Source organism: Rhodococcus sp. 15-649-2-2, assembly GCF_002258645.1.
Taxonomy (GTDB): Bacteria; Actinomycetota; Actinomycetes; order Mycobacteriales; family Mycobacteriaceae; genus Rhodococcoides.
In genome coordinates, this window is the sequence record NZ_NPFM01000016.1 from 206,954 (window position 1) to 219,538 (window position 12,585).

General features: G+C 63.2%; 13 protein-coding genes and 1 riboswitch. Of the genes, 6 read left to right on the forward strand and 7 right to left on the reverse strand.

Features of this window, described 5'->3' with window-relative positions; translation table 11 throughout:
• Window positions 1-254: 254 nt before the first annotated feature.
• Complete coding sequence (locus CH305_RS08635; RefSeq protein ID WP_094703388.1) at window positions 255-1,238, forward strand: hypothetical protein; 984 nt, start codon at window positions 255-257, stop codon at window positions 1,236-1,238.
• Here the strand turns inward: CH305_RS08635 and CH305_RS08640 are convergent.
• The 4 genes from CH305_RS08640 to CH305_RS08655 all read right to left on the reverse strand — a co-directional run bounded on the left by CH305_RS08640 (window position 1,220) and on the right by CH305_RS08655 (window position 4,854).
• Window positions 1,220-1,774: a GNAT family N-acetyltransferase gene (locus tag CH305_RS08640; RefSeq protein WP_094703389.1), complete on the reverse strand. Its 555-nt coding sequence runs from the start codon at window positions 1,772-1,774 to the stop codon at window positions 1,220-1,222. The genes CH305_RS08635 and CH305_RS08640 overlap by 19 nt on opposite strands.
• 139 nt (window positions 1,775-1,913) lie before the next feature.
• On the reverse strand, window positions 1,914-2,333 hold the full coding sequence (locus tag CH305_RS08645) for a TIGR03668 family PPOX class F420-dependent oxidoreductase (RefSeq protein WP_032401639.1): 420 nt from the start codon (window positions 2,331-2,333) through the stop codon (window positions 1,914-1,916).
• Window positions 2,334-2,348: 15 nt separating this feature from the next.
• The gene (locus tag CH305_RS08650; RefSeq protein WP_094703390.1) at window positions 2,349-3,698 is read right to left on the reverse strand and encodes a bifunctional diguanylate cyclase/phosphodiesterase; all 1,350 of its coding nucleotides are present in this window, start codon (window positions 3,696-3,698) and stop codon (window positions 2,349-2,351) included.
• A 106-nt stretch (window positions 3,699-3,804) separates the two neighbouring features.
• Window positions 3,805-4,854 carry a LacI family DNA-binding transcriptional regulator gene (locus CH305_RS08655; RefSeq protein WP_256983616.1) on the reverse strand — a complete coding sequence of 350 codons (1,050 nt, stop codon included), beginning with the start codon at window positions 4,852-4,854 and terminating at the stop codon, window positions 3,805-3,807.
• Window positions 4,855-4,901: 47 nt separating this feature from the next.
• Here CH305_RS08655 and CH305_RS08660 point away from each other — a divergent pair, with 47 nt between their 5' ends.
• From CH305_RS08660 to CH305_RS08675, 4 genes are all read left to right on the forward strand, one after another.
• Window positions 4,902-6,101 carry an MFS transporter gene (locus tag CH305_RS08660; RefSeq protein ID WP_032401637.1) on the forward strand — a complete coding sequence of 400 codons (1,200 nt, stop codon included), beginning with the start codon at window positions 4,902-4,904 and terminating at the stop codon, window positions 6,099-6,101.
• Window positions 6,102-6,146: 45 nt separating this feature from the next.
• Window positions 6,147-6,211, forward strand: a riboswitch (cobalamin riboswitch).
• 65 nt (window positions 6,212-6,276) lie between these two features.
• A complete protein-coding gene (locus CH305_RS08665) occupies window positions 6,277-7,305 on the forward strand; it encodes an ABC transporter substrate-binding protein (RefSeq protein WP_094703392.1) in 1,029 nt (342 codons plus the stop codon).
• Window positions 7,302-8,327, forward strand: coding sequence for an iron ABC transporter permease (locus CH305_RS08670; RefSeq protein ID WP_094703393.1), 1,026 nt, complete (start codon window positions 7,302-7,304; stop codon window positions 8,325-8,327). The genes CH305_RS08665 and CH305_RS08670 overlap by 4 nt, the downstream gene beginning before the upstream one ends.
• The gene (locus tag CH305_RS08675; protein ID WP_094703394.1) at window positions 8,324-9,082 is read left to right on the forward strand and encodes an ABC transporter ATP-binding protein; all 759 of its coding nucleotides are present in this window, start codon (window positions 8,324-8,326) and stop codon (window positions 9,080-9,082) included. The genes CH305_RS08670 and CH305_RS08675 overlap by 4 nt, the downstream gene beginning before the upstream one ends.
• A 119-nt stretch (window positions 9,083-9,201) precedes the next feature.
• Here CH305_RS08675 and CH305_RS08680 read toward each other — a convergent pair whose 3' ends face one another.
• Window positions 9,202-9,672 carry a nuclear transport factor 2 family protein gene (locus CH305_RS08680; protein ID WP_176458185.1) on the reverse strand — a complete coding sequence of 157 codons (471 nt, stop codon included), beginning with the start codon at window positions 9,670-9,672 and terminating at the stop codon, window positions 9,202-9,204.
• Between the two features lie 60 nt (window positions 9,673-9,732).
• Here CH305_RS08680 and CH305_RS08685 point away from each other — a divergent pair, with 60 nt between their 5' ends.
• A complete protein-coding gene (locus CH305_RS08685) occupies window positions 9,733-10,101 on the forward strand; it encodes a glyoxalase (RefSeq protein WP_032401633.1) in 369 nt (122 codons plus the stop codon).
• Between the two features lies 1 nt (window position 10,102).
• Here the strand turns inward: CH305_RS08685 and CH305_RS08690 are convergent, their stop codons facing one another.
• Window positions 10,103-11,419 carry a CitMHS family transporter gene (locus tag CH305_RS08690; RefSeq protein WP_094703395.1) on the reverse strand — a complete coding sequence of 439 codons (1,317 nt, stop codon included), beginning with the start codon at window positions 11,417-11,419 and terminating at the stop codon, window positions 10,103-10,105.
• Window positions 11,420-11,422: 3 nt separating this feature from the next.
• The gene (locus tag CH305_RS08695; protein ID WP_094703396.1) at window positions 11,423-12,532 is read right to left on the reverse strand and encodes an isocitrate/isopropylmalate dehydrogenase family protein; all 1,110 of its coding nucleotides are present in this window, start codon (window positions 12,530-12,532) and stop codon (window positions 11,423-11,425) included.
• Between the last annotated feature and the right edge of the window lie 53 nt (window positions 12,533-12,585).

Consider the following 12,585-nt stretch of genomic DNA (forward strand, 5'->3'; position numbering starts at 1 on the left):
GTCAGCCCCGAGTCAGGCGACGGATTCCCACCCCGCTCGCCACTCAATGTGACCGACGGTGGCCTTTTCGACGGTCAATGTCACATCGAGTGGCCCCCCGACTCCCGACTGGACGCCGATTGTGGGATCACCATCGCCCGGTGCGGCATCGGAGGGTCAGGCGTTTGTCCACAGGGTGTGAGTTATCCACAGCCCAGCACGTTCACCGTCGTTTTGTGCGATTGCTCCCGTGCGGGCAGAGCACCATCAGGGGTATGAAGCGGGGCGGCGCAAAAATCGATGCGAAGGTGATCGCGGCTGCGTCGGACCGTGGATTGGTGCGGACGGCGCATCTGCTGGAGCTCGGGGTGGCGTCGAAGACAATTGTTCGACGCACCCTGCCCGACGGCATCTGGTCTCGGGCGCTGCCCGGACTGGTGTTCTTGAAGAACCGGTCGTTGACGCCGATGGAACGAGCGACTGCGGTGTCGATCTACTGCGGCCGCGATGCCGTGATCAGCGGTCGGGCGGGGTTGGCGTTGCATGGATTGGGGTCGGCCGGGTCGTTCGAAGAAACGTTTGCACTCATTCCGGAGTCGCAGCATCGCAAGTCCGTGGGTTTCGCGGCGGTGGAGCGTACGTGGCGGATGCCGACCCCGGAGATCAAGTCGGGGCTGCGCGTCGCGCCGGTTGTTCGGTGCCTGTGCGATGCGGTTCGGCGGATGAGGAATACCGAACAGTGCATGGGTCTGATTGCGAGCGTCGTTCAGCGGGGAGCGGCCACCGTGGACGCGATCATAAAGGAACTCGACGCCGGCAGCACCCGAGGGACTGCGATGCCTCGGCGAGTGTTGCGGGAATTGGCTGCGGGCGCACATTCTGTGGCCGAAGCCCAAGCCCAGAAGTTGTATCGACGCAGCGGGCTTCCGGCGATGCAACACAACGTGGCTGTCTACGACGCGCAGGGAAAATTTCTCCTGATCGCCGACAATTGGCTCGATGACGTTGCATTGGACTGGGAGATCGACTCGCTCGAGTACCACCTGTCGCCAACGGCCCACAGAGCGACTGTGGAGAGACGCGAGCGAGCCCAGAACGCCGGTCTCATCGTGGTGACACACCTTCCGAGCGACATACGCGACGATCCGGAACGGGTGCTGTCGGACCTGCGGTCACGTTACGAGCAGGCCAAAGCACGGGAGCGTCCCGACGTCAGGGCGCGACCGACCCCGGACCGGACCTACCGACGATCCGGCTGATACACCCACACCATGTGTCGGCCGGTTTCGGACGCTGCCGCGATCGATCGATGCTCGATGCGGTCCAGGGCGAAGCCGAGCCTCTCGGGTACGGCCCGGCTCCTCGAATTTGCTGCATCGCAATGGATTTCGACCCGTGTGATGCCGTCGAGTTCGAGTGCCTCCCGCACGAGCGCCGCGGTCGCCTCCGTCATCACTCCACGTCCTTCGGCGTCGGCGTCGAGCCAGTACCCCAATTCGATTCCGTGCGGGCCGATTCTGCGATGCATACCGATCTTGCCCATGAAGGACCCGTCGACCAGGTCGAAGATCCCGTAGTCGAACATCTCGCGGGCGTCCCATTGCTCACGCGCGTCTGCGATACGAGCATCTTGCGTAGTGACCTCGGCGGATTCTTCCGTCACCCACCCCATCCACGGAAGTAGCCGCGTGTGATTGCGAGCGATCGCATCGGCAACGGCGACGGAATCGTGCGCCGACTCACGACGAATCACGAGGCGTTCGGTCTCGATCCAATCGGGAGGTGCGACGGCCATAGTGATCAGTCTGACGACCGTGCCGCATGTCGGCGAACGATTTTGTTGGACGTTCGCCCGCTGTCATGTCCACTCGATGTGTCATCGACGGTCGAAAAGGCCACCGGATGTCACATTGAGTGGATGGGCCGATCGCGTGTCAGGAAGCGGACCAGGATCGCCAGGACAGTTTTTCGATGATGATCACCGGGCCCTCAGGTCTGTTGTTTTTGTATTGACTGTATTTCGCGACCAGGGCGTCTATGGCCGCTGTGCCGTCGGTGCTGGAGGATTCGGCGATGTGGGCGTTTCCGTCGGCGCGGATCCACCAGAGCTGGGACCAGTCGTCGGTGTAGTGGTCGACGATGAGGCTGACGGCGGAGTCGGCGCGGATGTTGTCGAGTCGCTGGAGTTTCTGGGTGGTTTTGGGTTTCCAGTCGATGGCGGTGACGATGCGGTCGCCGGTGTCCGCGACGGCGAAGACGATCGGTACCAGGTGTGGTGTGCCGTCGGGGTTGATGGTGGAGAGCTGAGCTCGGGGTGCGTCGGTGAAGCGTTGAACTTCGTTGTCGATCTTCACGTTCGGTTCCTCGGGTTATGCGGATTCGCTGTGGGTGCTGTGTCGGGCGATGAATTGTTCGAGTGCCGCACTGGACATGGGGCGCCCGAGCAGGTGTCCTTGGCCGAACGTTACGCCCATGTCGGTGCAGATCTGGAGTTGTTCCGCGGTCTCGATTCCCTCGATGACGGTGTCTTTGCCGAGGGTGGAAGTGACGTCAACGAGGGCGGTACACAGCGTCGTCATGGCGCGGCGCCGGTGCAGGTTGTCGCTGTCGAGGTGTTGGGTGAGGGATTTGTCGATCTTGAGGATGTCGACGGGAAGGGTGGCGAGTCGCTCGAGGGAGGAGAAGCCGCTGCCGAAATCGTCGATGGCGATGAGAACGCCGTGGCGTTGAACGTCGCGAAGTTGGTAGTGCACGGCATCGAGGTCGTGCAGTGTCTGCGATTCGGCGAGTTCGAGTGCAAGCCGTCCGGGTTCGATGCGGTAGGTGTCGACGATGTCGATGACGTCCGTGGCGAGGGTTCCAGTGGCGAAGTGTGCCGGGCTGACGTTCACCCCGATCTGGAGGTGGATGTCGCGGGCCTGCCAATCGGCGATCGTGCCTGCGACCTCGGTGATGATCCATATGCTCAGGGGGACGATGAGGTCGGCGTCTTCGGCGAGGGGTATGAAGGTATCGGGCATCAGCAGGCCGAGTTCGGGGTGGTTCCATCGGATGAGCGCTTCCGCGCCGACAACGGTTCCCGTCGCCAGTTCGACGATGGGCTGATAGGCCATCGTCAGTTCACGCTCGACCATGGCGACGCCGCGGAGCCGTTCGATGAGTTCCAGTCGGGTGCGGTTGGTGTTGTGCAACTCGTCGGTGAAGACGTGATGCTTGTTCCGCCCGACGGCTTTCGCGGCGTGCATCGCTGCTGTGGCATTGTGAACCAATTGCGTTGCGCTGATGTCTGTGTCGGTGCTGGAGGCGACTCCGACGCTGGCTGTGAGGGTCAGTTGCCGATTGCCGAGCTCGAAGGCGGGTTCGAAGATGCTCGCGAATCCTGCGGCCATTGCCCGGGCGGCGATGGAGTGGCATCGGCGTGCGATGACGACGAATTCGTCGCCGGCGAGTCGGCCGATGGTGTCGCCGGGGCGCAGAGACGCGGTGAGTCGGTCGGCGATCATGCACAGCAGTTCGTCACCTTTGGCCGGCCCGAGTGCGTCGTTGAATTCTCGGAATCCATCGATGTCGACCAGCAGGACGCTGAAGTGGCGGTCCGAGCTCTGGCAATCGAATTCTGCGGTGATGAGGGCAAGAATCTCGTCACGGCTCGCAAGTCCGGTCAGCGCATCGTGGCGGGCGGCGACATGACGGGGCGGCGCGTCGTGCTCTCGGCTCACTGTTCCCCCTCATGGCCGGATAGCCACAACGGATACTAGCTGAGAGTTTGCTTTAACGCTATAAACCGGGGACATCCCCTTTTTATGACCTATTAGATCACGATGCTCACGGTTTGTGGCCCGTTTCGGCTCCTGTCGAGCTTCGTTCTTCGACCCTCCAGGCTGCGGCGTCCACGGAGTCGTCGAGCCCGAGTACCCACCGAGCCGCCGAGCGTCCCTGGTCGAACAAGGACTGCGCCACCGTGGTCAACCCCGCAGCCGCTGCAGCGGTGGAGTCGTCCCATCCAGTGACGGCCAGCCGTGATGGAATCTCGACACCGGACGCCGCTGCAGCGTCGAGAGCTCCGAGAGCGAGTTCGTCGCTCATCACGAGCAAGGTATCGATCACGTTGTCCTGCAGCAACAGTCGCACAGCGCGATCACCCTCGGCGCGCGCGTTGTGGGTAGTGAACAGGGTCGGCACCGTCGACCAGTCGATACCCACGCGCAGGCATGCGTCGCGATAACCGTCCAATCGAGCGCGCGTCACCGGCATCGAGACGTCCGACGGGTCCGCGCCGCGCACCACGGTCGACGTGCGTAGCGAATCGGGTCGAAGGGCCACGATCGCCGGGTGTAGTCGGTCCTTCAGCGCAACAGTGGCCACGGCGTCGGCCGCTGCGCGGTCGTCGATGGTGATCCACTCCAGACCCGGATGGTCGGGCCCACCCTGGATGCATGCCGGACGGCCGGTGTCGACGAGTACGTCGAGGAGGGGGTCGGCGATCTCGGTGGTCCACACCACGTATCCGTCGACCTGGGCGTCACGGATTCGATCAATGTCGTTGTCGCGATGCAGATTCGGAAGCATCACGAGCGCGGTGTCGGCGTCGAGACACGCGTCGGCGATACCCGACAGGAGGCGTCGAGCCTGCGGATCCTCGAAGGCGTAGGTCAGCTTTTCTCCGAGTACGACGCCGATGCTGTTGTGCTTGCCGCTCCGCAACGAGCGAGCCGCGCGGTTGGGACCGGTGTAACCGAGATGCGCCGCTGCTGCGTGGACGCGGTCCTTGGTGGTCTCCGAAACGCGGTTCGGTTGGTTGTAGGTATACGACACGCTCATGGTGGAGACGCCTGCCGCCGCGGCGACGTCCGCCATGGTCACCCGAGTGTTCACCGGGCAACTGTAGCGCGATACCGCCATGTTGTGTAACGATACACAGCATGTCGTCACCACTACCGAAGCTCCTTGTGCTCGCCGCGGCCGCCTTCATCTACGTCACGGCGGAAACCCTGCCCGTGGGCTTGCTCCCGGAGATATCCGGCGACCTCGGTGTCAGCGAAGCGGCCGTCGGGCTCCTGCTGACCTTCTACGCCTACGGCGTCGCTGTGATGACGATGCCGCTGATCAGGTTCGTGCGCGAGTGGCCACGTCGCCGAGTCGTCGTGATCACCGTTGCCGCGCTGGCACTCTCGCAACTGCTTTCCGCAGTGTCAGTCGGCTATCCGATGTTGGTGATCTCGCGAATGCTCTGTGCGGCAACGCACGGCATATTCTGGGCCGTCGTTGCGCCCGTCGCAGCGTCACTGGCGCTGCCCGGCAAGCAGGGCAAGGCAATCGCCACCGTATACGCGGGAACCTCGTTGGCATTGGTTGCCGGCAATCCGCTCACCGCTGCCCTGGGTCAATGGCTCGGATGGCGCACCGCGGCAACAATTCTCGGAATAGTCGCGGCAGCCATCGCGGTGGCGCTGTATTTCGTACTTCCGCCCCTACCGGTCAGCCGAACTGTTTCGGACAAGAAAACGACACCGCGGGTGCTCGACGGCACCCTGGCGATTCTGTGTGGTGTGACGTTTCTGGCCGTCCTCGGTCATTTCGCCGCGTACACCTATTTCGCTCTGATTGTCGATCGGGCAATCGGTTCGGCCGGAACCACACTGACGCTGATGTTGATGCTGTACGGCCTGTTCGGAGTGGTCGGGATCTGGGTGATCGGCAGAACGTACGACCGTTGGCCCCGTCACTCCACCATCGCGGCCCTCGGTGCAGTTGCCGTCGCGGTGGCGATTCTGTGGTGCACGCTCAGTGGAGCACCGGGGAGCTTCGCCGTGTTCGCCGTCGTGGCCATCGCGTTGTGGGGGCTGGCATTCACCACGCTCCCGGTGTGCATTCAATCTGCGGTTGTGCGGGCGGCACCGGGCGACGCGGACAAGGCGTCGGCGATCTACGTGGTCGCGTTCCAACTGGCGATCGCCACAGGCGCCCTGGTGGGCGGTGTCGTCGTCGATGCCAGTGGCATCGTGGCCGTCACCGCTGCTGCAACGGTTCTGGTTGCTGGTGCCCTCGCGGTGGTTCTACTGGCGCGCAACACTTTCCCGCGAACCCACGCACAGGAGCCGGTGAGAGCTGCGGCACGCTGACCGTTGCGGTACCCCGCACGATAGGGTCAGCACGCGACGAACGAGGGAATCCGGTGCAATTCCGGAGCTGGCGCGCAACGGTGACGGGTGAGAGCTCGAAGTCCGAATGCTCGGACGTCGTGATTCAACCCCACCCGCGGCTCCGCGACACGAGCCCCAAGCAGGAAGCCCTTCGATGCGCACCAATCTCGCCGCATTCGGCGCCGTCTCCATCCTCCTCGTTTCTGCCTGTTCGACGGCACCGACGCCCGAAGCGTCCACCGACCCGACCGGCAGTTATCCGCTGACCATCGAGAATTGCGGCCGCGAGGTCGTCGTCGACACACCGCCGCAACGCGCAGTGTCGCTGAATCAGAGCTCGACGGAAATCCTCCTCTCCCTGGGACTCGCCGACCGCATGGTGGGCACTGCCACGTGGACGGACCCGGTTCGGTCCGATCTCGAACCGGACAACGCCAAGGTTCCGAGGCTGGCGGACAACAAGCCGTCACTCGAGGTCGTGCTGGACACCGAGCCCGATTTCGTGTCGGCGTCGTTCGGCGGGACCCTCGGTCCGGGGGGTGTGGCCGACCGAAGCCAGTTCGATCAACTCGGTGTACCGAACTACCTCTCACCGACCGACTGCAACGGAAAGACCGACGAGAGCGTCAATTCCGACGGTGCTCGCACTCAGCCGCTCGAGATCGAGACCGTCTATCAGGAGATCCGAGACCTGGCGGCGATCTTCGACGTGCGCGACCGCGGTGAGCGCTTTGTCAGCGAGCTGCAGGACCGCTTCGCGAAGGCTTCCGGTGCGGTCGACGCCTCGGGTACGACGTTGGCCTACTGGTTCGCCGACACCGATACCCCCTACATGGCGGGGTGCTGCGGGTCGTCGGGCATCATCACCAATTCTGTCGGCGCCGAGAACATCTACGCCGACACCACCGACGAATGGCCCCAGGTCAATTGGGAGAGTGTTCTCGACCGAAATCCGACCGCGCTCGTCCTCACGGATCTGAGCCGCCGCAGCATTGCCGGAGATGCCCTCGACAGCAAGATCGAGTTCCTCGAGTCGAATGCCGTCACGAGCCGCCTGACGGCCGTCGAGAACAAGCGCTACATCGTCGTCAACGGTGCCGACCTCAACCCGTCGATTCGTACCGTCGACGGAGTCGAGAAAGTGGCTGCTGCTCTGAAGAATTGGGGACTGACCACCCGATGACCCGAACCGATCGCGGGTTGTTGATCCCGCTTCTGCTCGGTGGTTGTGCGGTGTTGGTGCTGTCGATCGGGGTGGCCGTGACGATCGGCCCGGCGTCGGTGTCGGTATCCGATGTGTATCGAGTGATACTGGGGCACATCGGGATCGGGACGGCAGAGGTCAGTCGCATCGAGGACGGTATCGTCTGGGAGCTGCGGCTGCCCAGGACGTTGCTCGCCGCCGTGTGTGGTGCCGGGCTGGCGCTGTGCGGCGCAATCATGCAGTCGCTGCTGCGCAATCCCCTGGCCGACCCGTTCGTCTTGGGAATTTCGTCGGGAGCATCCACCGGCGCCGTCGTCGTAGCTGTGCTCGGAGTCGGCGGCGGCGCACTGTCGCTGTCGACCGGAGCGTTCGCGGGTGCGCTGCTGTCCTTCGTCCTGGTGATGCTGCTCGCCGTCGGAGCGGGCGGCGGGAACGACCGCGTCGTACTGGCGGGAGTGGCAGGTACACAATTGTTCTCGGCCCTGACGTCGTTCATTGTCATCTCTTCGGCCGATGCCGAGCAGACTCGTGGGGTGCTGTTCTGGCTGCTCGGCTCCCTGAGCGGTGCCGATTGGACGGACGTGGCACTGTGCGGTGCGGTCACGCTGTTGGGAATGACGGTGTGCCTGTTCAACACCTCTGCCCTCGACGCCTTCACGTTCGGGCACGACGCGGCCGCATCTCTCGGCGTTCCGGTGAAATGGGTGCGAATCCTGTTGCTGGTCATCACTGCATTGATCACCGCCGCGCTCGTCAGCGCTGCAGGGGCAATCGGTTTCGTGGGGCTGGTCCTGCCGCATGCCGCCCGCTTTCTCGTCGGAGCGCGGCACCGTCGACTATTGCCGACGACGGTGGTCATCGGCGCCACCTTCATGGTTTGGGTCGACACCATTGCCCGAACAGTGTTCGCACCTCAGGAAATTCCCGTGGGAGTGGTCACTGCACTGATCGGAGTGCCTGCCTTCGCCCTCATTCTGTTCAGGCTCAGGAGATCCCGATGACACTGCACGCCAGAGATATTCGATGGACACGCAGCGGACACCCCATTCTCGACGGAATCAGCTTCGAGCCGGAGCCAGGGGAGACCATCGGTCTGATCGGCCCCAACGGATCGGGCAAGTCGTCCCTGCTACGAATCCTTGCGGGCATCGTCGCCCCCGACAGTGGCGACGTGCTGCTCGACGGAGACAGCCTTCGTACGTTGCGTCGACGGCGCGTGGCCCGGCGCGTGGCGATGGTCGACCAACACTCCGACACCGACGTCGACATCAGCGTTCGCGATGTCGTGCGTCTCGGGCGAATACCGCACCACGGAATCCTCGGCGGAGACGCGACGGACGACGACATCGCAATAGCCCGAGCACTGACCGACACCGCCATGGCGTCGAAAGCCACCCGGCGCTGGCACACACTCTCCGGCGGCGAGCGCCAACGCGTCCAGATCGCGCGCGCCCTGGCTCAACAGCCCACCGAATTACTGCTCGACGAGCCGACCAATCACCTCGACATCCAACATCAACTCGACATCCTCACCCTCGTCGCAGGCCTACCTCTGAGCAGTTACATCGCCCTGCACGACCTCAACCTCGCCGCGATGTTCTGCGACCGCATCGTCGTCCTGAACAACGGCACCATCGTGGCGTCGGGAACCCCGGAAAATGTGATCACCGAGCACCTGGTCCGGACGGTATACAACGTGCACGCCAGCGTCACGAATGCCGACAACTATCCACAGGTGACCTATCGACGTCCCTGATTCCTCCCGCTACCGGGCCCCATGAGTCCACTCGATGTGCCATTGACCCCCGAAAGGGCCACCAAATGTCACATCGAGTGCAGGCGGAAATGGTGCACCGGAAGAATCGGCGGGCGATTTCAGAGTTGGCGGAGTTTCTTTTCGAATGCGTCTATGCGTGTGGTGTCCTCGAAGAAGTCTTCCTGCGAGACGATTTTCCCCCAGCTCGTACGGACCAGTAGCACCGTGCGGTTGCTGTAGAGCTCGGCACCTTCGGCTGTGTGGGCGTGGTCGTCGAAGCGCACGAGCAGGGTCATTCGCCAGGGTGCCCCGCCGCTGTAGATTTCGGTGATCTGCCCCTTGATGCCGGCGGCGACGAAGTCCTGGAAGAATTTTTCGATGGCCGGGCGGCCGCGGTGGGTACCAGACCAGCGGCTGTCACCGTCGGCGAATTTGAGTACCGCATCTCGGTGGAACGACGACAGCAGGGGTCGGTAGTCGCCGTTGTTGAGTGCCGCGATGTCTCGCTGCAGCTTGAGTGTCAGCGCTCGCATCACCAGGAGCTTGACTGCAAAGGCCGTAGAGACGCCGGCCAGAAATCTCAGTTGCATACCCATACGTTTGCCTACCGTTCACCGACGTGTCAATCGAGATGGCGGTACGTTCGTTCGATGATTCACCATGTGCAGGTCGCATGTCCGGCGGGCGGCGAGGACCGCGAGCGTGAGTTCTACGTGGGCGCTCTGGGCTGGCAGGAGATCGCGAAGCCGCCGCTGTTGGCTGTTCGCGGGGGCTGTTGGTTTCGTGTGCCTGGGGTGGGCGGTCCAGACGGTGAGGTCCATGTCGGCATCGAGGACGACTTCCGGCCGGCACGGAAGGCTCATCCGGCCTTCGTCGTCGATGTCGATGCGACTGCTACGGCGTTGTTGTCTGCCGGCTATCCGGTGGACTGGGCCGACTCGGACGAGATCCAGGGGCGAAGACGGTTCCATACCAGCGACGGGGTAGGCAATCGCATCGAATTCGTAGCAGCACAATAGATCACAGACCCACCGAGATGGCTCCGGTCAGTATCGCGAAGACGATGTACATCAGCGACGCGGCCAGAACCCACAGGAATGCGAAGCGCTGGAAGTCGCCCAATGACGCGCGGACCAGGCCGAGCAGAACCCACAACGGTGCCGACGCGGGCCCGATCGAGTGAGCCATCTGTCCGATCACTGCGGCGCGCGCCATCTCTTCGGGTGGGATGGCGTACTGCGCAGCCGATTCCGCGAGGACCGGCACGATCCCGAAGAAGTAGGCGTCGTTGGCCATGAAGAAGCTCAACGGTATGCCGATCAGTGCGGCGGCGGCAGGGATCATGCCCTCGGCACCGTCAGGAATCAGCGAGATCAGCGCGTCGGCCATGGCGGTGGTCATACCGGTCTCGGTGAGGATTCCTGTGAACACGCCGGCACCGAGGACCAATATGACGACGGGGACGGCGTTGGCAGCATGCGATCGGATCACGTCGCCCTGATCGGAGGGCTTGGGGTGATTCACGATCAGTACGATGATGAACCCGAGCATGAACAGCACCAGTAGGTCTGCAACTCCCAGTACCAGCAGTACCAGCAGTGTGACCGTGAGTGCTGCGTTCACCCACGCTCGCCAGGTTGCCTTCGTCAGAAGTGTTCCCTCCGGACCTCTTTCGTGCCTACCGGAAGACACGTGTGCGGTGGCTTCGGCAATGCGTTCCGGGGAAATCTTCTTTCGTGCACTGCGGCCCAACAGGTATGCGAGTCCGATGATCGCCGCAGACATCAGCAGCATGGCCGGCAGCATGTGCACGAAGTAGTCGGTGGCGTCGATCTGCAGCACACTGATCGCTCGGGTCGCTGCCCCACCCCACGGTGTGGTGCCGGATATCGTCCCGAGAGCCATCGTGGCGATTGTGGCAATCACCAGGGGGTTGATTCCGAGCTTGCGATAGATGGGGAGAAATGCGGAGCAAATGATCATGTACGACGTCGTGCCGTCACCGTCGAGTGCGACCAATAGTGCCAGAACCGCTGTGCCGGCGCAGATTTTGACGGGGTCGCCGCCGGATAATCGGATGATGCCACGTGAGATGGGGTCGAAGAGTTTGGCGTCCATCATGATTCCGAAGTACAGAACGGCAAAGAGAAGAAGAATTGCTGTGGGGGCGACGGTTTCGATACCCTCCGCCACCATGTCGGGCAGCGCTGCGCCCTGACCGCTGATCAGCAGAACGGCGATGGGGATGGTGACGACGGCTACGAGCGCCGTCGCCCATTTCTTGATGACGACCAGCATGAAGGATGCAAGAGACAAGAATCCGAGTACTGCCAACATGATTCAGTTCTCCGAATCGAGATGCTCGATCACCGCGCGCGTGAAGTGCTCGGTGGTCGCGGTTCCGTGGAGGTCCGCGGTGCGCGTCTCGGGCCTGCCCACGCCTGCGTCGATGGCACGATGAATCGATCGTCCGGCTGCAGAGAGTCTTTCGTCGCCCCGCTGCTGACCGATCCAGTCCAGGAGCATGGCTGCAGAACCGATCAAGGATGCCGGGTTGGCGATTCCTCGCCCGGCGATATCGGGCGCCGATCCGTGCTGGGCTTGCGCAACGGCATGACTGTCGCCGACATTGAGCGACGCTGCCAGCCCCAAGCTGCCCGAGAGTTCGGTCGCCTCGTCGGACAGGATGTCCCCGAACATGTTGGTGGTGGCGATGACGTCGAACGACTCCGGTCGACGGATGAGCAATGCGGCGGCTGCGTCCACCAACAGCTCCTCGTAGTCGACGTCGGGAAAGTCCTGCCGGACGGCCCTGGCCGCCTCGAGGAAGAGCCCGTCGCTCAGCCTGAGAACGTTGGCCTTGTGTACCACTGTGACCTTCGATCGACGCGTCTGTGCAAGCTCGAAGGCGCGGCGAACGATCCGTTCGGAACCGTGTCGAGTCACTTTTCGGATGGCGAGGGCAAGGTCCTCTGTCGGCATGAATTCGCCTCCACCTGCGAACATGGTGCGATCGGCGTAGAAGCCCTCGGTGTTCTCTCGGGCGATCACGAGGTCGAAACTCTTGTTGAGCGGATTCGGCAGAGCCGAAACGGTCCTGGCCGGACGGATGTTGGCGTACAGGTCCAACTTTCGCCGCAGAATTCCCGACGGGTTGACGCCACCCTCCGAGGTCGGGGGATAGTCCAGATGGGACACCGGGCCCAGGACGACGCCGTCGGCTGCGCGTGCGAGGTCGACGATTGCGTCGGGCATCGTCGTCCCTGATGCGCGAAGTGCGTCGAATCCGATGGTGCCGTCGGTGAACGTAGCGCTGATGCCGTTGCGTGCGAGCGCGGCCTCGACGACCGAGACCGTCGAGACGCTGATCTCGGGACCGATGCCGTCCCCGGCGAGTATCACCAGGTCGACGGTGTTGGTAGCGGTGTCTGCGGAATGTCCGGATGTCACGATGTCTCCAGGTGTTCACGTCCGCACCGTTGCGGACTCGGTCATCGTTGTGA